Annotated in this window: 18 protein-coding genes; 3 read left to right on the top strand and 15 right to left on the bottom strand. The window is 71.8% G+C overall.

The features are described 5' to 3' along the window. Window positions 1–435 precede the first annotated feature (435 nt). The 11 genes from MZC64_RS47380 to MZC64_RS47330 form a co-directional block, all read right to left on the bottom strand. Complete coding sequence (locus MZC64_RS47380; RefSeq protein WP_247766232.1) at window positions 436–2,310, bottom strand: AfsR/SARP family transcriptional regulator; 1,875 nt, start codon at window positions 2,308–2,310, stop codon at window positions 436–438. 293 nt (window positions 2,311–2,603) lie between these two features. Continuing rightward, the gene (locus tag MZC64_RS47375; RefSeq protein WP_247766233.1) at window positions 2,604–3,050 is read right to left on the bottom strand and encodes a Rieske (2Fe-2S) protein; all 447 of its coding nucleotides are present in this window, start codon (window positions 3,048–3,050) and stop codon (window positions 2,604–2,606) included. A gap of 69 nt (window positions 3,051–3,119) precedes the next feature. Beyond that, window positions 3,120–3,941: an alpha/beta fold hydrolase gene (locus MZC64_RS47370; protein ID WP_247766234.1), complete on the bottom strand. Its 822-nt coding sequence runs from the start codon at window positions 3,939–3,941 to the stop codon at window positions 3,120–3,122. Between the two features lie 21 nt (window positions 3,942–3,962). Next, window positions 3,963–4,430, bottom strand: a complete 468-nt coding sequence (locus MZC64_RS49055) for a PH domain-containing protein (RefSeq protein WP_247766235.1) — start codon at window positions 4,428–4,430, stop codon at window positions 3,963–3,965. A gap of 5 nt (window positions 4,431–4,435) precedes the next feature. Continuing rightward, entirely contained in the window at window positions 4,436–4,915 is a 480-nt protein-coding gene (gene ribH / locus MZC64_RS47360; protein ID WP_247766236.1) for a 6,7-dimethyl-8-ribityllumazine synthase, read from the bottom strand. Further along, the gene (locus MZC64_RS47355; RefSeq protein WP_247766237.1) at window positions 4,912–6,159 is read right to left on the bottom strand and encodes a bifunctional 3,4-dihydroxy-2-butanone-4-phosphate synthase/GTP cyclohydrolase II; all 1,248 of its coding nucleotides are present in this window, start codon (window positions 6,157–6,159) and stop codon (window positions 4,912–4,914) included. The genes ribH and MZC64_RS47355 overlap by 4 nt, the downstream gene beginning before the upstream one ends. Continuing rightward, complete coding sequence (locus MZC64_RS47350; protein WP_247766238.1) at window positions 6,156–6,773, bottom strand: riboflavin synthase; 618 nt, start codon at window positions 6,771–6,773, stop codon at window positions 6,156–6,158. Before MZC64_RS47350 ends, MZC64_RS47355 begins: the two co-directional genes overlap by 4 nt. Before the next feature lie 20 nt (window positions 6,774–6,793). Next, entirely contained in the window at window positions 6,794–7,831 is a 1,038-nt protein-coding gene (gene ribD, locus MZC64_RS47345) for a bifunctional diaminohydroxyphosphoribosylaminopyrimidine deaminase/5-amino-6-(5-phosphoribosylamino)uracil reductase RibD (RefSeq protein WP_247766239.1), read from the bottom strand. Next, window positions 7,828–8,481 carry a ribulose-phosphate 3-epimerase gene (gene rpe, locus MZC64_RS47340; protein ID WP_247766248.1) on the bottom strand — a complete coding sequence of 218 codons (654 nt, stop codon included), beginning with the start codon at window positions 8,479–8,481 and terminating at the stop codon, window positions 7,828–7,830. Before rpe ends, ribD begins: the two co-directional genes overlap by 4 nt. Before the next feature lie 25 nt (window positions 8,482–8,506). Beyond that, on the bottom strand, window positions 8,507–9,871 hold the full coding sequence (locus MZC64_RS47335) for an amino acid permease (protein ID WP_308301149.1): 1,365 nt from the start codon (window positions 9,869–9,871) through the stop codon (window positions 8,507–8,509). A gap of 146 nt (window positions 9,872–10,017) precedes the next feature. Further along, entirely contained in the window at window positions 10,018–10,665 is a 648-nt protein-coding gene (locus MZC64_RS47330; RefSeq protein WP_247766240.1) for a response regulator transcription factor, read from the bottom strand. Window positions 10,666–10,789: 124 nt separating this feature from the next. Here MZC64_RS47330 and MZC64_RS47325 point away from each other — a divergent pair, with 124 nt between their 5' ends. Continuing rightward, window positions 10,790–12,037 (top strand): glycosyltransferase 87 family protein, encoded by a 1,248-nt coding sequence (locus MZC64_RS47325; RefSeq protein WP_247766241.1) that lies wholly within the window; start codon window positions 10,790–10,792, stop codon window positions 12,035–12,037. Window positions 12,038–12,041: 4 nt separating this feature from the next. On the opposite strand, the gene MZC64_RS47320 is transcribed toward MZC64_RS47325, so the two are convergent. The 3 genes from MZC64_RS47320 to def are packed head-to-tail and all read right to left on the bottom strand — an operon-like array spanning window position 12,042 to window position 14,954. Further along, entirely contained in the window at window positions 12,042–13,472 is a 1,431-nt protein-coding gene (locus MZC64_RS47320; RefSeq protein WP_374205921.1) for an RsmB/NOP family class I SAM-dependent RNA methyltransferase, read from the bottom strand. After that, a complete protein-coding gene (gene fmt / locus MZC64_RS47315) occupies window positions 13,472–14,398 on the bottom strand; it encodes a methionyl-tRNA formyltransferase (RefSeq protein ID WP_247766243.1) in 927 nt (308 codons plus the stop codon). Before fmt ends, MZC64_RS47320 begins: the two co-directional genes overlap by 1 nt. A gap of 1 nt (window position 14,399) precedes the next feature. Then, window positions 14,400–14,954, bottom strand: coding sequence for a peptide deformylase (gene def / locus MZC64_RS47310; protein ID WP_247766244.1), 555 nt, complete (start codon window positions 14,952–14,954; stop codon window positions 14,400–14,402). 121 nt (window positions 14,955–15,075) lie between these two features. On the opposite strand from def, the gene MZC64_RS47305 reads away from it, so the two are divergent. Continuing rightward, window positions 15,076–15,678 (top strand): RNA polymerase sigma factor, encoded by a 603-nt coding sequence (locus MZC64_RS47305; protein ID WP_185006971.1) that lies wholly within the window; start codon window positions 15,076–15,078, stop codon window positions 15,676–15,678. After that, window positions 15,678–17,024: a hypothetical protein gene (locus tag MZC64_RS47300; RefSeq protein WP_247766246.1), complete on the top strand. Its 1,347-nt coding sequence runs from the start codon at window positions 15,678–15,680 to the stop codon at window positions 17,022–17,024. Before MZC64_RS47305 ends, MZC64_RS47300 begins: the two co-directional genes overlap by 1 nt. A gap of 4 nt (window positions 17,025–17,028) precedes the next feature. Here the strand turns inward: MZC64_RS47300 and MZC64_RS47295 are convergent, their stop codons facing one another. Then, the gene (locus tag MZC64_RS47295; RefSeq protein ID WP_247766247.1) at window positions 17,029–19,035 is read right to left on the bottom strand and encodes a primosomal protein N'; all 2,007 of its coding nucleotides are present in this window, start codon (window positions 19,033–19,035) and stop codon (window positions 17,029–17,031) included. Between the last annotated feature and the right edge of the window lie 324 nt (window positions 19,036–19,359).

The following is a 19,359-nucleotide window of genomic DNA, read 5'->3' as shown; positions in this document are numbered from 1 at the left end:
AAGGATGGCCTCGCCGGCCGGGCAGACCACCGGAGGGGTGGGGCAGATCAAACCCCGGGTCCAGCAGGTTGCGGGGCTGGGTCTGGGCTGCCGGGGCCGGATCCAGCGTGGCTCCGAGGGCTCGTGTCTTCTCCGCACGGCCTTCCGCCAGCCAACCACACCCCGAGGAGCGGCCCCGTCACCTTGGGAGGCAAGGGTTACCCAGGTTGCCGGGGCCACTCATCGGGGCGCGGTCTGCATGCTCCAGGCCGTACGGAGAAGACACGAGAACCCTCGTCGTGGGGTTTTCACCCCCCGCCCCGTCCCACAACAGCCAACTCGCCGTCCACAACAGCCAACTCGCCGTCCATAACGGCCAACTCGGCGTCCATAACGGCCAACTCGGCGTACGACAACGGCCAACACTCGGGGCGTGTCGGGTGTTGGCCGTTGTGGTTAGCGGTCGCCGGGGGTGGTGAGGAGGGGGAAGGAGAGGGGGCGTTCGTCGAGGACTCCCGCTGCGGCCAGGGCTCGGGCGGCCAGTTGCATGAGGGGGTGGAAGCGGTAGCGGAAGTAGGCGCTGTGGTTGGCTGGTTCGGCTGAGGCGACCTCGGCGAGCTGGAACTCCACCAGGCGCTCCAGGACCGCTTCCGCGGCCTCCTCGTCCACGTTGAGGGCCAGGGCGGCCTGTTCCACCGAGATCGGGCCGCCGGGCAGGGAGCCGAGGCGGACGAAGGCGGTGCGGTAGCGGCCGGCGAGGAGCCGGAAGTTGGCTTCCACGCTGGCGCGCACGTCGAGTTTGCCGCTGGCCAGCTCGCGCAGCCGCTGGTCCTCGGAGACCAGGCGGTCGGTGAGGCGGCCGATGGACCAGTGCGGGCGCAGGGTCAGCCGGGTGGCCGCGGCCAGCAGCGCCAGGGGCAGGCCGCCGCACAGGTCCACCAGGGTCTGCGCGGAGACGGGGTCCTGGGCGACCCTGGGTGCGCCGATGACGGACTTGAGCAGTTCCAGGGACTCGGGGGCGCCCAGGGGAGCCAGGTCGACGGTGAGGGCGGCGCCGCGGAAGGGGACCCGGCGGCGGCAGGCGACCAGCACCGCGCAGCCTTGGCCGCTGGGCACCAGGGGGGCGATCTGGGCGGCGCTGCACGCGTTGTCCAGGACCACGATGACCTTGCGCTGCACTGTCCAACTGCGGAAGAGCTGACTGCGTTCGCGGAGTTCGGTGGGCAGCGGGGTGTTCGGGCCGCGGATGGCGCGCAGGAACCCGGCCAGTGCCTCCTCCGGCTCGGTCTCGCCCAGGTCGGCGTAGAGCTGGCCGTGCGGGAAGCGGGTGCGCACCCGGTTGGCCACGTGCGTGCAGAACGCCGACTTGCCCACCCCGGGCGGCCCGACCACCGAGACCACCGGCGGCGCGCTCTGCGGTCCGGCGGTCAGCAGTGCCTCGGCCTCGGCGAGTTCCCTGGCCCGGCCGACGAAGGAGGGCAGGTCGGGCGGCAGCTGCGCCGGGGGTTCGGCCCAGCTGGGCGCCGGGCGGACCTGGGTGGTCAGCGGCGGCGCGGGTTCGGTCTCGTCCCCGCCGTTGAGCAGGGTGCGGTGCAACCGCTGCAACTCCGGGCCCGGTTCCAGGCCGAGGCGGTCCACCAGGGTGGCGCGCAGCCGCTGGAAGACCCGTAACGCCTCGGAGCGGCGGCCGGAGCGGTGCAGGGCCAGCATCAGCTTGGTGTGCAGGCCCTCATGCGTCGGGTGCGCCTCGGCGAGGGTGGTCAGCTCGCCGATGAGCTGGTGGTGGCGGCCGAGCATCAGCTCGACCTCCATCCGCTGGTCGGTCACGCTGGCCCGGCTTTCCGCCAGCCGCGCCACGTGCCCGCGCAGCACCGGCCCCGGGTCCACATCGGACAGCGCGGGGCCGCGCCAGACCGCCAGCGCGCCACGCAGCGAGTCGGCGGCCTCGTCCAGGAGGCCGTTCTCCAGTTCGCCGCGGCCGCGCTGGGCCAGTTCGGTGAAGCGCTGCACGTCCAGGGTTCCCGACGGCATCGTCAGGGAATACCCGACGCGGTGCGTGTGCAGCACCACGGAGGCGGATTCGGGGGCGTTGCGACCGGTGGCCCCGAACAGCTTGCGCAGGTGGGAGACGTAGGTCTGCAGGGTGGTGGTGGCTGTCGGCGGAGGGGTTCCGTCCCACAGCTCGGCCATCAACTCGTCCACGCGCACGACACTGTTCGCGCTGACCGCGAGAAGAGCTAGCACTTGACGCAGTTTTGGTGGGCTCGGCGTGATGGCCACCCCGCCGCGCAGCACCTCCAACTGGCCGAGCACGGACACTTGGATGTTCATCTACCTCCACGTTCCGGACCCCCTCGGGGGCACAGCACGCACTGGTATATCGCAGTTACTCACTCGATTGGTGCAATTGTGCCGGTTCAATCGAGTGAAGGGAAATCATCCCTGATCGAACATCGGGTGTCATGCGAGATGCTTAGAGATTCTTTAAGCCCGAGATCACCCGAAAGAGCCGACGTCAGGGGGTTCCCATTGTGCGGAATCCGCGCTAGGACGCCGGCTCTGCCGTCATCGGTTGTTAACAAGTGCGTGCTTTTGCTGCTCCCAGCATATGCCTGATCGCCCGCTCAGGCGGCGAGGACCTGTCCGTCGGCCACCTTGACGGTGACCGGGGTGAGTCCGGTCTCAGCCGGTCCCTTCCGCTTGGCCCCGGTCTTGGCGTCGAACTGGCTGCCGTGGTTCGAGCAGGTGACGATGCCGTTGACCGGGGCGTCCACCGGGGTGCCGGCGTGCGGGCAGGCCGCGTTGAACGCCTTGACCTCGGTCTCGGAGGCCCGGACGAGCAACAGCGGCCCGTTGGGTCCGGTGACCACGGCGCCCTTGCCGACCGGGATGTCGGCCAGCTTGGCCAGGGCCCCGCCGGGTGCGGGTGGCGCGCCGGTGCCCGGCTGGCCGGTGCCCGCGGGCGCGCCGGGACTGCACGCCGAGATGAGCGCGCCGGGGGCCAGCAGGGCGGCGGCCAGTCCGCACAGCACGGTGCGTCGACTGGGCCCTGACAGCTCGGAAGCGGGCACGGGGAACCTCCTGTGGTGGGTGGACGGTCCGGTTCGTGCCCTGTACTACGAGACCTCCCCCGGACGGGTTCAGGCGCTGGCGAGCTTGATGATTTCCTCGGCGACCAGTTTCGGCGCCTGTTCCGGAATCCAGTGCGTGATGCCCTCGACCTCGACGAACCGGTACTCGCCGGTGACGTGCTGGACACAGCGCTCTGCCCCCGCGCGGCCGAGTGCGCGGTCCTGGGTGCTCCAGATGTAGGTGGTGGGCACGGTGGAGGGGCCGAGGTCGCCGAGGCTGGGGTTGATCGCCCGGTACCAGTTGAGCGCGCCGGTGAGCGCGGGCCGGTTGCCCAGCAGGGCCAGGTGCGGGGCGGCCTGGTCGGCGGTCAGCGGCGGGGTGAGGGTCTGCTTGAGCCGTTCGCCGTCCTCGGCCAGGAGCACGTCCTCGGCCTTGCCCTCGGTGCGGAACAGGTCGATGTAGGTGGAGCGCTGCTGCTGGTCGGGGTCGTTCTCCCGGGCCCAGGCGAAGGCGGCCGGGTGCGGCACGGACAGCGCGGTCAGGGTCAGCGCCCGCTCGGGATAACGGACGGCGACGTTCCAGGCCACGATGGCGCCCCAGTCGTGGCCGACGATGTGCGCCTGGGGCAGGTCGAGGGCGTCCAGGATGCCGACCGCGTCGGCGGCCAGCAGCGGGATGTCGTAGTCGGCGACGGCGGCCGGGCGGGCGCCCGGGGAGTAGCCGCGCTGGTCGGGGGCGATGGTGCGGTAGCCGCCGGCGTTGAGCTGCGCCACGACTTCGTCCCAGCAGTGGTGCGACTGGGGGAAGCCGTGCAGCAGCAGTACCGCGGGCCCGTCGGCCGGGCCGGACACGGCGACGTCGAAAGTCAGCTCACCGAGACGGATCTCCATGTGCCCCAACGTATCCGGTTCTCACTCCGGTCGCGCGGCCGCGTACCTCGCCCGCAGAATCCGGATCGCCTTGACGGCACGCGGACCGTCCCAGGACTGGATGGCGATGGCCGGGTAGTGCTCGTCGTGCGGCAGGTCGAGCTTGGCGAAGTAGGCCTTGTCCGGGAAGGAGATGCCGAGGATCTCGGTCCAGGCCAGCTGTTTGCGGGCGATGAACCCGCGCACGTCCACGCCGTCCTCGGTGATGATCAGCCGCGGCCGGGTGAGCACCAGGGCGCCGGCGGCCAGCAGCAGGCCGACGATGACCATGGCGACCTGGTCGGAGATCCGGAAGTGCGCGCCGGTGTAGGTGACCCGCATGAAGATCCCGGCGCTGCCGAAGGCGATGGCCAGGATCGGGGCCAGGGTGAAGCCGATGATCCGGATCAGGTGCGGGCGGAGCACGACGGTCGCCGCCTTGGCCGGTTCCGTCTTTGTCTGTTCAGCCACGACCGTCATTTTCCACCCCGCAGTTCGCGCAGGGTCACCGCGGTGTCGATGGCGGCCACGCAGGCCTCGAAGCCCTTGTCCTCGGCGCTGCCGGGCCGCCCGGAACGATCGAGGGCCTGGTCGAGGGTGTCGCAGGTGAGCACGCCGTTGCCGACCGGGGTGGACTCGTCCAGGGCGATCCGGGTGAGGCCGTCGGTGACCGCGTCGCAGACGTACTCGAAGTGTGGGGTGCCGCCGCGGATGACCACGCCGAGGGCGACCACGGCGTCGTAGCGGCGGGCCAGTTCCTGGCAGACCACGGGCAGTTCGATGGCCCCGGCGACCCGGACCACGGTGGGTTCGGGCACCCCGGCCTTGGCCGCGGCGGCCAGGGCGCGTTCCACCAGCAGGTCGGTGATCTCCGGGTGCCAGCGGGTGGCGGCGATGGCCACGCTGAGCCCACCCGCCTCCGGGACCTCGATCTCCGGCCGTCCTGCCCCGCTCATGCCCGGTCTCCCGTCTCCGCCCCGAGGTTCTCGAGGTCGTACAGCTCGTGGCCCATCCGGTCGCGTTTGGTGCGCAGGTAGCGCAGGTTCTCCGGGTTGGGCCGGATCGGCATCGGCACCCGGTCGGCCACCCGCAGGCCGTAGCCCTCCAGGCCGACGCGTTTGGCCGGGTTGTTGGTGAGCAGCCGCATGGAGCGGATGCCCAGGTCGGAGAGGATCTGCGCGCCGGTGCCGTAGTCGCGGGCGTCGGCAGGCTGGCCGAGGGCGAGGTTGGCGTCCACAGTGTCCGCACCGGCGTCCTGCAGCTGGTAGGCCTGGAGTTTGTGCATCAGGCCGATGCCGCGGCCTTCGTGGCCACGCATGTAGAGCACCACGCCGCGGCCTTCGGCGGCCACCGCGGCCAGCGCGGCGTCCAGCTGGGGCCCGCAGTCGCAGCGCAGCGAGGCGAACACGTCGCCGGTGAGGCATTCGGAGTGCACCCGGACCAGGACGTCCTCGCCGTCGCCGATCTCGCCGGTGACCAGGGCCACGTGCTCGATGCCGTCCAGCAGGCTGTCGTAGCCGACGGCGCGGAATTCGCCGTGCACGGTGGGGATGCGGGCTTCGGCGACCCGCTGGACCTGCTTCTCGAAGCGGCGGCGGTAGGCGATGAGCCCGGCGATGCTGATCAGTTTGAGGTCGTGTTCGGCGGCGAAGACCTCGAGTTCCTCACGGCGGGCCATGTCGCCGTCGTCCTTCTGGCTGACCACCTCGCACAGCACCCCGGCGGGCCGCAGACCGGCGAGCCGGGCCAGGTCCACAGCGGCCTCGGTGTGCCCGGGACGGCGCAGCACGCCGCCTTCCTTGGCGCGCAGCGGGACCACGTGGCCGGGCCGGTTGAAGTCGGCGGCGGTGGACTCGGCGTCGGCGAGCAGCCGGATGGTGCGGGCCCGGTCGGCGGCGGAGATGCCGGTGGAGACACCGGTGCGGGCGTCCACGGTGACGGTGTACGCGGTGCCTCGGGCGTCCTGGTTGGTGTGGTACATCGGCGGCAGGTCAAGGCGATCGCAGTCGGCCTCGGGCAGTGGCACGCAGATGTAGCCGGAGGTGTAGCGCACGGTGAAGGCGATCAGCTCCGGGGTGGCCTTCTCCGCGGCGAAGATGATGTCGCCTTCGTTCTCCCGGTCCTCATCGTCGACCACGATGACGGGACGGCCCGCCGCGATGTCGGCGATGGCTGCCTCGATGGTGTCGAATTCGGTCACCGGGTCTCCTTGGTAGCGGCCTCGATGGCCCCGCTGGCGAGCTTCTCGACGTACTTCGCGAGCACGTCCACTTCCAGGTTGACCTGGTCCCCTGGCTGACGGATACCAAGTGTGGTCAAGTCGAGGGTGGTGGGGATGAGGCTGACGGTGAAGTAGTCGGCGCCGACCTCGACCACGGTGAGCGAGACGCCGTCGATGGCCACCGAGCCCTTCTCGACCAGGTAGCGGGACAGCGCCGGGGGGATGGAGACCCGGACGATCTCCCAGTGCTCGGAGGGTTCGCGGGCGGCGATGCTGCCGGTGCCGTCGACGTGGCCCTGCATGATGTGCCCGCCCAGGCGCTGGCCCAGGGCGGCGGCGCGTTCCAGGTTGACCGGGTCGCCCGCGGCGGCCTTGCCGAGGTTGCTGCGCTGCAGGGTTTCCCGCATGACGTCGGCAGTGAAGGTGCCGTCAACGGCCTCGACCACGGTCAGGCAGACGCCGTTGACCGCGATCGAGTCGCCGTGCTTGGCGTCGGAGGTGACCAGCGGTCCGGCCACGGTGATCCGCGCCGCGTCGGTGAGCTGCTCGACCGCGACGAGATGGCCTCGTTCCTCCACGATCCCGGTGAACACGTCGTCACTCCTGTGTTGTCTCAGTCGGCCTGGCGCGGGAACACCGCGCTGATCCGCACGTCCGGTCCGCTCATGCCGACCTCTTCGAACTGCAACCGCACGGTGTCCTCGATCGTTCCCACCCCGGCCTCGGCGAGCGCGGCCGGACCGGCGCCGAGCAGGCCGGGGGCGAGGTAGAGCAGCACCCGATCGACGAGTCCGGCGGCGACGAAGGCCCCGGCGAGGCGCGGTCCGCCTTCCAGGAGCACGTCCACCACGCCGCGGGCGGCGAGTTCGGCGAGCACCATCTTGGGCTCGTGCGTGCGCAGGTGCAGGGTTTCCGCGAAATCGTTGCGCACCCGGGCGCCGACCGGCAGTTCTCCCGCCCCGACGACCACCCGGAGAGGCTGCCGGTCGGCGAGGCCGCCGTCCTGCGCACGGGCGGTGAGGTCGGGGTCGTCGGCGAGCACGGTGCCGCGGCCGACCATGATCGCGTCGACCTGGCGGCGGAGTTCGTGCACTTCGGCGCGGGATTCGGGGGAGCTGATCCAGCGGCTGGTGCTGTCCGCGGCGGCGACCCGCCCGTCCAGGGTGGCGGCGTATTTCCAGGTGACGTGCGGGCGGCCGGTGCGGGCGTAGTGCAGCCAGGCCCGCAGTGGTCCACGCCGGACCTGCTCTTCGAGGAGGCCGCTGCTGACCTCGACGCCGTGCGCGCGCAACCGGTCCGCGCCACCGGCGGCCTTGGGGTTGGGGTCGGCGACGGCGAAGTGCACCTCGGCGACCCCGGCTTCCAGGAGGCCGTCGACGCAGGGTGGGGTGCGGCCGGTGTGGTTGCAGGGTTCGAGGGTGACCACGGCGCAGCCGCCACGGGCCTTCTCCCCCGCTTCGCGCAGGGCCATGACCTCGGCGTGCGGGCCACCGGCAGGCTGGGTGGCGCCCACCCCGACCACGGTGCCGTCAGCGGCCAGGATGACCGCGCCGACCGGCGGGTTGGGGCTGGTGGTGCCGAGCACGGCGGTGCTGGCGGCGATGGCCGTGCGCATCGCCTCGACCAGGGGTAGCCGGTCCTGGGGGCTCATCCCCGGACCGCGGCGGCCTTGGCGCGCAGCGCGCTGACGGCGGCGGCCGGGTCCTGCGCGCCGTAGACGGCGGAGCCGGCCACGAAACAGTCCACCCCGGCTTCGGCGGCGGCTTCGATGGTGTCGTCGTTGATGCCGCCGTCGATCTCCACCACCAGGGTGAGGTGGCCGGTGTCGACCAGGCGGCGCGCGGTGCGCACCTTGTCCAGCACCTCGGGCATGAAGGACTGGCCGCCGAAACCGGGTTCGACGGACATCACCAGGAGCGTGTCGTAGTGCTTGAGCACCTCAAGGTAGGGCTCCAGGGGGGTGCCGGGTTTGACCGACAGCCCGGCCTTGGCCCCGGCCGCCTTGAGGTTGCGGGCCAGGGCGATCGGGTCCTTGGCCGCTTCGACGTGCACGGTGACGTTGTAGGCCCCGGCCTCGGCGTAGCCGATGGCCCACCGGTCCGGGTCCTCGATCATCAGGTGGCAGTCGATCGGGATGTCGGTCGCCTTGAGCAGGGACTGCACGACCGGCAGGCCGAGGGTCAGGTTCGGCACGAAGTGCGCGTCCATCACGTCGACATGCAGCCAGTCGGCGCCGCGCACGGCGGCGGTCTCCTCGGCGAGACGGGCGAAATCGGCGGAGAGGATCGACGGCGCGATCATCGGCTGGCGGCACACGCCGGGCAGTCTATGCCGCCCGCTGACGCCGCCTGGACAGCAGGTATGCGCCCACGAGCATGAGCAGGAACGGGACCCCGGCCAGCCAGGCGGTGGCGAACTGCTCGGTGAAGGCGGTGGTGACCAGGACCGCGGCGACGAAGAGCATGGCGGCGACGGTGGTGTAGGGCGCGCCGGGCAGCCGCACCGGCGAGGGCGGCAGACCGGCGGCGGCGCGCTTGCGCCGGAAGGCCAGCTGAGTGGCGAAGATCAGGATCCAGGCGACCAGGGCTCCGAACAGCGCCAGGCCCACGAGCAGCGGAAACGCCTCGGTCGGGGAGATGATGGAGACCAGCACGGCGATCACCAGGCCGAGCGCGCAGACGGCCAGGGCGCGGGTCGGCGAGCCGCGGTCGGAGACCTTGGCCAGGGCCCGCGGGGCGAGTCCGTCGCGTGCTAGGGAGTAGAGCATCCGGGAGCTGAGGTAGAGGTTGGTGTTCATCGCGGAGAGGGCGGCGGTGAGGATGACGAAGTTCATGATCCCGGCCGCGGCGGGGATGCCGGCGAAGGTGAACAACCTCACGAACGGACTTTCGGTGATGCCCTGCGCGGAGGCGGTTTCCCGCCAGGGCACCACGCTGACCACCACGGCCATGCCGAGCACGTAGAACAGCACCAGCCGGGCGACCATGGTGCGGGCGGCGCGGGGCACGTCCCGGCCGGGGTTCTTGGATTCGGCGGCGGTGACCGCGACCGCTTCGGTGCCCAGGTAGGAGAAGGTGACCACGGCCACGGCCAGCCAGACCGCGCCGAGCCCGTTGGGCGCGAAGCCACCGTCGTTCCAGGCGGACAGGCCGGGCGAGGGGTGACCGGGCAGGCCGAAGGCCAGGTAGGCCGCGCCGAGCAGGACGAACACCACGATGGTGGCGACCTTGATCATGGCGAACCAGTACTCGAACTCGCCGAAGAACTTCACCGAGGCGAAGTTGACCGCGAGCACGCCGAGGGAGAACAGCAGCACGGGCAGCCACAGCGGCAGTTGCGGGAACCAGAACCGCGCGTAGAGCCCGGCGGCGACGACCTCGCTGCCGATGTTGACCACCTGGGCGGCCACGTAGATCCAGCGTTGCACGAACCCGGCCATCGGTCCGAGATAGCGGTGCGCGACAGTGCCGAAGCCGCCGGGTTCGGGATGCACCACGGTCATCTCGGCCAGGGCGTAGGCCAGGGCCAGCGCGGCCACCGCGGCGAGCACATAGGCCAGCACCACCGCCGGTCCGGCCAGGGAGATGGCCAGTCCGGAGCCGAGGAACAGCCCGGTGCCGATGGCCCCGCCGATGGCGATCATGCCGACCTGCCTGCCGGTCAGCTCTCTGCGCAGCCCCTGCTCTTCCACGTCCGTCGCCTCTCTCTGACAGCGGATGGCGGGACCGCTGGCGCATGTGCTCCAGAGGAGCATGCTGCCTGGCGACGCAGCGTGAGCGACGGGTGGGGCCTGATTGTGCCGTTGGTCACTCTCCAGGGTGCACTGTCCACTGTGGACTAGACGAGTTGGTAGCCCGCGCGGGGGACGGTGCGGATCACGTTGGGCTGGCCCAGTTTGCGGCGCAGGGTCATCACCGCCATCCGGACCGCGTTGGTGAACGGGTCGGCGTGTTCGTCCCAGGCCTTTTCCAGGAGTTCCTCGGTGCTGACCACGCCACCCTGGGCGCGCAGCAGCACTTCGAGGACGGCGAATTCCTTGGGGGACAACAGCAACGGCGTGCCGTCGCGCAGCGCACGGTGCCGGGGCAGGTCCAGGACCAGGCCGCCGTGTTCGAGCACCGGCGGCAGCGCCGGGCTGGATCGTCGGGCCAGCGCGCGGATCCTGGCGAGCAGTTCGGCGAAGGCGTAGGGCCGGGCCAGGCAGTCGTCGGCGCCTAATTCCAGTCCCTGGATGCGATCCCGCACCCCAGGGCCGGTGACCAGCAGCAGCCGGGAGCCCGGGGACAGCACGGATGCCTTGGCGCACAGGAATTCCCAGCCGAGCAGTTCCTGGCCGATGACGAGCACGTCGTAGTCGTGCACGCCGACCCGCTCTAGGACCGCGCCCATGTTCCGGCAGTGGTCGACCGCGATCGCCAGTCGCCGCAACGACTCCACCTCGTCCGCGACCCCCCGGTGCCCGGCCTCGCCCAACAGCACCCGCATCCCGACCCCTGTTCTGTCAGCGATCCATAAAGATCGTCCTTAGCGGCCCGATAACCGCCGCCACATACACCTGACTCCGCAGCCGGCCGTGTGTTGCGTCCGGAGTGGAGGGTGGAGGTGGCCGATGCACGCCACACTGGCGAAACTGTGGCGCAGCCCACTCGGGCGCGCCGGGATCGTGCTGGCGAATCTGGTGGCGCTGACCGCATTGGTGGTGCGCTGGGGTGATCAGGGACTGTTCCTGTTCACCACGCCGATCGATCTGGACGTGTACCGGATCGGCGCGCAGGTGTGGCTGGACGGCGGCGAGCTGTACGGCCAGCTGCCGATCACCCAGGCCGGGGTGGCGTTGCCGTTCACCTATCCCCCACTGGCCGCGATGTTGTTCGTGCCGTTGACCTGGATGTCCTGGGACACCGCGGCTTTGCTGCTGGACGCGGTGACCGCCGGGCTGCTCGCCCTGGTGCTGGCGCTGGTGCTCAAGCGACTCGGGATCAGTTCGCCGGGCCGGGTACCGTGGGCGCTGCTCACCGTGTTCCCCTTGGCACTGGCCCTGGATCCGGTTCGCGGCACCGCCGGGTTCGGGCAGATCAACGCGATCCTGATGGCCATGGTGGCCCTGGACTGCCTGGTCCGCGCCCCGCGCTGGCCACGTGGTCTGCTGATCGGCGTGGCGGCCGCGATCAAGCTCACCCCCGCGGTGTTCCTGCTGTTCTTCCTGCTGAACAAGGACCGGCGGGCCGCGGTGGTCACGGTGCTCAGCTTCCTCGGCGCGACCGCGCTCGGTTTCGCGCTGTCCGCGCGGGATTCGGTGCAGTACTGGACCTCGACCCTGTTCGACACCGGCCGGATCGGCGGCGCCACCTACCCCGGCAACCAGTCGCTCAAGGGTTTCCTGGCCCGCACCGGCCTGGAGGGCGCCGCGCTGAACATCCTGTGGCTGCTGCTGTGCCTGGGCGTGCTTGTCTTGCTGCTGCGCGGAATGCGGCACGCGCTGGACACCGTGGGCCTGCCGTGGGCGCTGTCGCTGAACGCTCTGGGCGGGTTGCTGGTCTCGCCGGTGTCCTGGTCGCACCACTGGGTGTGGGCCGCCCCGGCGCTGCTGTGCCTGGTGGTGCACGGCGTCCGGAGCGGCAATCGGCTGCCGTTGTGGCTGGCCGGCGGGTTCGGTCTGGTCACCGTGTTGTCACCGCACTGGTGGTTCTCCTACTACGACCACCTCGGCTGGAACCTGTTCCAGCACGTGCTCGGCAACAGCTACTCGGTCCTAGCAGTGGTGATCCTGGTCGCCGCGCCGAAGCTGTTCGTGCCCAAGCCGACCGAGCTGTCCGGCCCGGCCGACCAGGTCACGCTCACCCCGGCCGGCCGGTGAGCGCCTATTCCGCCGGGCGGCGGAGCAGCGCGCAGAACATCGCGTCGGTGCCGTGCCGGTGGGGCCACAGCTGGACCGACGGCCCGGCGCCGAGGTGGGGCACGCCGGGGAAGAACTCCCGGGTGTCCAGGGTTTCCGCGCCGGTGCGGCGGGCGATCTCGGTGACCACGCTGACCGTTTCCCGCACGTGCGGGGAGCACACCACGTAGGCGACGATCCCACCCGGGCGGACCAGGCCCAGCGCGGCGGTGAGCAGTTCGCGTTGCAGCTTGGTCAGCTCGGTGAGGTCGTCCGGGCGTCGCCGCCACCGCGCTTCGGGGCGGCGGCGCAGCGCGCCCAGGCCGGTGCAGGGCGCGTCGACCAGCACCCGGTCGTAGTGGCCGGTGGGCAGGCCGGAATCGCGGCCGTCGCCGACGTGCACGGTGATGGGCAGCCCGGTGGTGGCCTTGCGGACCAGGTCGGCGCGGTGCGGTGCCTTCTCCACCGCGTCCAGCACGCCGCCCTGCATGCTGACCAGGGAGGCGAGCAGCGCGGCCTTGCCGCCGGGTCCGGCGCACAGGTCGAGCCAGGTCTCGTCCGGGCCTTCGAGGGGCACCCGGGTGAGGGCGAGGGCGCAGAGCTGGCTGCCCTCGTCCTGCACGGCGGCCAGGCCTTCGCGCAGCGCGTCCAGGTCGCCGGGGTCGCCCGAGCCGGGGTCCAGGTGCACGCCGTAGGGCGAGTAGGGGGCTTCTTCGCCGCCGGTGATGGCGGCGAGTTCCTCGGCGCTGACCTCGCCGGGGCGGGCGGCCAGGTGCACGGCGGGCCGGGCGTCGTCGGCGGCGAGGGCGTCGGCGAGTTCGGCCTTGTCGGTGGCCAGGGCCTCGGTGAAGGCCTGCGCGATCCACTTGGGGTGGGCGTGGGTGAAGGCGAGGTGCCCGACCGGGTCGGTGTCGGGGTCCGGGGCCAGTTCGGTGACCCAGGCCTCCTCGTCCTGCTGGGCGACCCGGCGCAGCACCGCGTTGACGAAGCCGCCGGCGCCGGTGCCGAGTTCCAGGCGGACCAGGTCCACTGTGGAAGCGACCGCGGCGTGCGCGGGGACGCGGGTGCGCAGCAGCTGGTAGGCGCCCAGCCGCAACGCGTCCAGGGCGACACCGTCCACTTCGGACAGTGGCCGGTCGCTGCACGCCTGCAGCACCGCGTCCAGGAGGCCCTGGGCGCGGCAGGCGCCGTAGGTGAGTTCGGTGGCCAGGCCGGCGTCCCGGCCGTGCAGCCGCCGGTCACGGAGCAGGCCGGGCAGCACCAGGTTGGCGTAGGCGTCGCGTTCGCGGACGGCGGTGAGGGTGTCCAGGGCGGCCTTGCGGGCGGGGTCGGTCTCCGGCGGACGGCGCGGCCCCGAGCGCCGGCGCGGGGGTCCGCTGCGATCCGAGCGGGCCTGCCGACGGTTGGGCTGGTGCATCATCCGAGCCGTTCTCCCTGTTCCGGCCGCACGCCCCGAGCCCAGTCGGTGGCGGCCATCCGTTTCTTTCCCTGTGCCTGGACCTCGCCGAGGGCGACCGGGCTGGTGGCGGTGCCCACGAGCACCCGCTTGCGTTCGACCTTCAGCTCGCCGGGTGGCAGCGTCTCGGCCTCGACGAGGGTGAGTGGGCCCAGTTTGAGTCGTTCACCGCGGAATTCCGCCCAGGCCCCCGGTTCGGGGGTGACCGAGCGGACCAGGCGGTCCACCGCGAGGGCGGGCAGGCCGAAGTCGGCCTTGGCGTCCTCGACGGTGACCTTGCCCGCGTAGCTGACGCCGTCCGCCGGCTGCGGCCGGGCTTCCACGGTGCCGGCGGCGATGCCGTCCATGGTCGCGGCCAGCAGCGCGGCGCCGGAGATGGAGAGGCGTTCGAGCAGCTCACCGGCGGTGTCGGTGGGCCGGACGGTTTCGGTGACCACGCCGAAGACGGGTCCGGCGTCCATGGGTTTGACGATGCGGAACACGCTGGCCCCGGTGACCTCGTCGCCCGCGCGGACCGCGGCCTGCACGGGGGCCGCGCCGCGCCAGGCGGGCAGCAGCGAGAAGTGCAGGTTCACCCAGCCGTGTTTGGGGATGTCCAGGGTGCGCTGGGGCAGCATCGCCCCGTAGGCGACCACCGGGCAGCAGTCGGGTTCGAGTTCGCGCAGCCGGTCCAGGAACTCCGGCTCGCCGGCCTTCTCCGGGGTGAGCACCTCGATGCCGTGCTCGTCGGCGAGCGCGCCGATCGGGGAGCGGTGCAGCGTGCGGCCACGGCCCGCGGGCGCGTCCGGGCGGGTGACGACCGCGATGACCTCGTGCTCCGGGGAGTCGATCAGCGTGCGCAGGGAGGGCAGGGCGACCTCGGGGGTGCCTGCGAAGATCAGCCGCATGTCAGCGACCACCGCCGAAGAGCGGGTGCGGGCTCTGCTTGATCACGGGTGCGCTGTTCTCCTGCCCGAACCAGTCGGCTTCGCGGATCTGTTTGAGGGCGAGTTTGCGGGTCTGCGCGTCGAGCCGGTCCACGAAGAGCACGCCGTCGAGGTGGTCGGACTCGTGCTGGATGCAGCGCGCGAGCAAGTTGCTGCCCTCGACCTCGACGGGTTCGCCGTGCATGTTCCAGCCCTTGGCGACCACGTGCAGGTGGCGGCGGCAGTCCCAGCGCAGGCCGGGGATGGACAGGCAGCCTTCGGGGCCGTCCTGTTCCTCCTCGCCGACCACGTCGAAGCTGGGGTTGATCAGGTGTCCGGCGAAGCCGTCGCAGTGGTAGGTGAACACGCGCAGCCCGACCCCGATCTGCGGGGCGGCCAGCCCGGCCCCGCCCTGGCCCTCCATGGTGTCCCAGAGGTCCTTGACCAGGTGTCGCAGCTCGGCGTCGAAGTCGACCACCTCGGTGGCCGGGGTCCGCAGCACGGGGTCCCCGAATAGCCTGATCGGCTGGACTGTCACACGGCTCCCTTCAGGACGGTTCGGACTGGTCGAGTCTAGTGGTTGAAATTTAGCTGCAACGCCGGACGCCGATCGGTCACTTACCCATGTGACCGCGTTCGTGAGACAGAACTGGGGTGCGATGGTCTTGGCGCAACCTGTCGGCCAACCCGAGCCGGTGCCACGAGCGGACGGCAAGGACGACGACCGCGTGCTGTGGCAGCGGGCGGCGGCCGATGACCGCAACGCCTTCGGCGAGCTGTTCGAGCGGCACGCCGAAGCGGTGTGGAACCACGCCTACCGGTTGACCGGGTCGTGGTCGGCGGCGGAGGACCTCACCTCCACCACCTTCCTCACGGCCTGGCGCAAACGGGCGGAGCTGACCCTGGTCCGGGAGTCGGCGCTGCCCTGGCTGTACACGGTCGCGGGCAACCTGGCCCGGACGGAGTTCCGCAGGCTGGGCCGCTTCCGCAAGGCGCTGGCCCGGATGCCCGCGTTGCACGTGGTGCGCGATCACGCCGAGGAGGTCGTGGACCAGGTCGACGGGGACCGGCGGTTGCAGAAGGTCCTGGCGGCGATCGACGAGTTGCCCAAGGCGGAACGGGAGGCCGTGCAGTTGTGCCTGCTCGGTGAGTTGTCGATCCCGGAGGCCGCGGAGGCGCTGGGTGTGGCCGAGGTGAGTGTGCGTTCCCGGATATCGCGTGCCCGCAGCAGACTGCGTGGCCTGGTCGAGGAGGAGCTGTGATGGACGACAAGTTCGAGCTGCCTCCGCGGCGGGAGCTGCCGGAGGACATCAAGGACCGGATGCGCGCCACGGTGCGGATGCGGATGGACGACCCGGAGTTCGAGCCGCAGGGCCGGGGCCGCCGGTTCCTGGCCGCGGCGGCGGCGATCATGGTGGTCGCGGTGGGCGCGGCGGTGGTGGTGCAGTCCGCGCAGGACGAGGGCGCGGCCAACGATCCGAGCACGACCACCTCGCCGAGCCAGACCGGCGGGTTCCAGGCGGGCAACCAGGCCACCGCGGATCCCGCGCTGGTGGACCGGTGCTGGCGGGCGGCGATGCTGTCGCCGCAGGCCGCGCGGTACCCGAAGCGCCGCGAGGAGTGGATGGGCGGCAGGCAGATGACCTGGGGCGGGGTGAAGCAGGTCGGGCTGCGCCTTGGTCAGTTGATCGCGGGCTGTGAGGTGAGCGAGACCACGGTGTGGCTGTCGGATCCGCAGACACCGCTGGCCCCGGATGACCCCACCCAGGTCAAGATGATGATGATGACCCCGAACGGTGGTTCGGCGCTCAACGTCCGGGCCGGGGTCGGCAAGGTCGTGGTCGGCGTGGACCAGTCCGCCCGGGGCGGCGCGCCGTACTCCCTGGAGCCCTACGACATGTTCTACGGCGTGCGCTCGGGCGAGCCACGGCAGTTGCCAGGGGGCGCGAGGATTCACGTCGGGGTCGAGGACCTGGAGACGCGCAAGTTCCGCGATGTGCGGTACGAGCAGGTGCCCGCGCCGATGGTGACCGTGGTCGACCAGCCGAAACCACCGGGTGAGCGCACCTCGCAGGCCGGGAAGAAGCTGGCCGAGTGCATCACGACGGAGCGGACCAAGCGATTCAACCCGCTGGTGGACGCGGAGCTGCTGGTGCCCGGCGCCTACGCCGAGTACCCGGCCTCGGGGCAGTGGACGGTGGTCGGCCGGTACCAGGATCAGGTGGTGACCTGTAGCTGGGACCGGGCCGACGGGAGCTACCGGATGGAGATGGACCGCTGGGGGTACGCCCTGACACCGGAGCCCGCGAATGAGTTCGTCCGGTACACCGACGTGATCCAGTTCGACGAGAACCGGGTGCCGGAGAAGGACCGGCGCAAGGACCAGCTCGCCGGTTTCGCCGGCGCGGTGGCCGAGCAGGTCGCGGAGCTGAGCCTGAACCTGCCCAACGGCAAGCCGATGCGGGTCACCGTCGCCAAGGGCACCTTCATCGCCTACCTCGACGGCCCGCCGATGACCTCCGAGGAGATGAAACTCGACCGGGCCACCTACGTCGCCAAGGACGCGAAGGGCAAGGTGCTCGGCTCGGGGCCGCTCTACCAGCGGTAGCGGCTCAGAGCAGTTCGAGTGGATCGAGCCGGACCCGCACCAGGTCCGGCTCTTTTCGCGCGGTGCGGGCGGCCACCGCGTCGTGCAGGGCGGCGGCCAGCGCGCGGCCGTCGGTGCGCGGGGCGCGGATGAGGGCGCGTTCGCGTTCCTCCTCCTGGCCGCGGGTCTCCAGGGTGACCGGGCCGAGGATCTGGGCGCTGGGCGGCAGGGTGAGGCCGTCGAGGAACTCGTTGACCGCGGCGGGGGTGCCGTCCACGGTGGCGATGCGCACGGCGGGTGGGAAGCCGAGTTCGGTGCGCGCGTCCAGTTCGGTCCCGGCGTGCCAGACCGGGTCCCAGCGGACCAGGGCCTGCACCACCGGCAGGCTGGAGTCGGCGATGACCACCACCCGCCCGCCCTCGGCGGCGCCGCGGACCAGGGCGGCGGCGGTGAGCCAGCGGCGCAGCGCCTCCTCGCCGGCGCGCAGGTCGGAGCGGGCCAGCATGGCCCAGCCGTCCAGCAGCAGCGCGGCCCCATAGCCTTGCGGCACAAAGGGTTCCGCCCCCGGGGTGGCCACCACGAGGGCCGGTTTCGCGGGCACCTCGGACAGCACTTCCTCCGCGCCGGAGGTGCGCACCGGGAAGCCGGGGAAGGCCCGGCCGAGTTCCTCGGCGGTGCGTTTGGCGCCGACCACGACGAACCGCAGCCGCCGCGATCCGCAAGCGGGACAAGAGAATCCGGCCTCGGCCGCACCACACCAGCGGCAGGCGGCCAGCCGGGGCACGTCCTCACCGCCGGCGGGCAGCGCGAGTGGTCCGGAGCAGCGGCGGCAGCGGGCCGGGGCCCGGCAGCCACCGCAGGCCAGCGCGGGCACGTAGCCCCGGCGCGGCACCTGCACCAGCACCGGCAGTCCGGCGGCGAGGGCCTCGCGGGCTGCGGCGAAGGCCACCGAGGGCAGCCGGGCGGCCCGCGCGGCCGGGTCCCGCTCCTCCTGGCGGTCGTCCTCACCGATGGAGGTGACCCGCGGCGCGGCGGCCCGCAGTTGTTCCCTGGCGGCCACGATCTCGTGCGCCCAGCCCGTGCGTACCAGCAGCGCGGCCTCCGCGGTCCGGGCGAATCCGGCGACCAGCAGCGCCGCCCCGCTGGCGTGCGCCCGCAGCATCAGCACATCCCTGGTGTGCGGGTAGGGCATCCGCTGGTCGGCGTGCAGGTCGTCCCCGTCGTCCCACACCACCACCAGGCCGGGGTCGGCCACCGGCGCGAACGCCGCCGCCCTGGTGCCCACCACGACCTTGACCGCGCCACGCCGCACCGCCAGCCACCGCTTGTACCGCTCCGAGGGCCCCAGGTCGGCGGCCAGCGCCACCACCCCGGCCTCGCCCAGCACCCGCACACAGGCCGTGTGCACCCGCGCCAGATCCCGGTGATCGGGCACCACCAGCACCGCGCCCCGTCCGGCCGCCGCGACCTGCGCCGCCGCCTCGGCCAGCCGCGCGGGCCAGTCCTCCCCCGGCAACGCCTGCCACACCGCGTGCGCCGGCCGCGCCCCCCGCAACGCCTCCAGGAACGCCCCGCCACGCGGATACCGCGCCCACCCGGCCGGATCGGGGGGCTCCGGCAGCGGCGCGGCCTCCCGCGGCTCCGCCGCCTCGGCCTTGGCGTGCCGAGGTGGGATGGCCAGCCGCAACACGTCGATCAGGGTGCCCGCGTACCGGTCGGCCACCGCCCGCGCCAGGCTGAGGATCTCCGGCGACAGCACCGGTTCCGCCGAGGTCACCCGCTCCAGATAGGCCAGTTTGCCCTGGTGCCCGGACTCCGCGACCCGCTCCAGCACGAACCCGTCCACCAGCTGCCCGGCGAAGCGCACCCGCACCCGGCACCCGGGCACCGCGTCCTCGGCGAACTTGTCCGGCACCAGGTAGTCGAAGGGCCGGTCCAGGTGCGCGAGCGGGACGTCCACGCAGATCCGCGCCACCGGTTCGATGGCGGCGGGCTGCTGTTCGCCCCGTCGGTACCCGCCTGGTTTGCCCACCCACCTGGTCTATCAGACGAGCGCCCTCAGCCCGGCATCGCCCGCCCAAGATCGCCCGCCAGAACCGCCACCCGCCCCGCCGCGGCCCGCTCCCCGATCCCGGTCACCTGCCTGCCGCGCACCAACTTCCGCCGCGGTCCACAGTGGACAACAACGGCCAACCAGGCGTACGACAACGGCCAACACTCCGGCGGGTGTCTCCACCCCTCGGCGTGTTGGCCGTTCTCGTACGGGGTCTTGGCCGTTCTCGTACTGAGGTGCCCCGAGTTTTCCGGACACGTCCCCAAGTAGAATTGACGGAGAGTCCGGAGGGAACGAGACGTG

This window comes from Crossiella sp. S99.2 (assembly GCF_023094165.1).
Classification (GTDB): domain Bacteria; phylum Actinomycetota; class Actinomycetes; order Mycobacteriales; family Pseudonocardiaceae; genus Crossiella.
The sequence above is the reverse complement of the archived record's forward strand: the minus strand, read 5'-3'. Positions and strand labels throughout refer to the sequence as shown.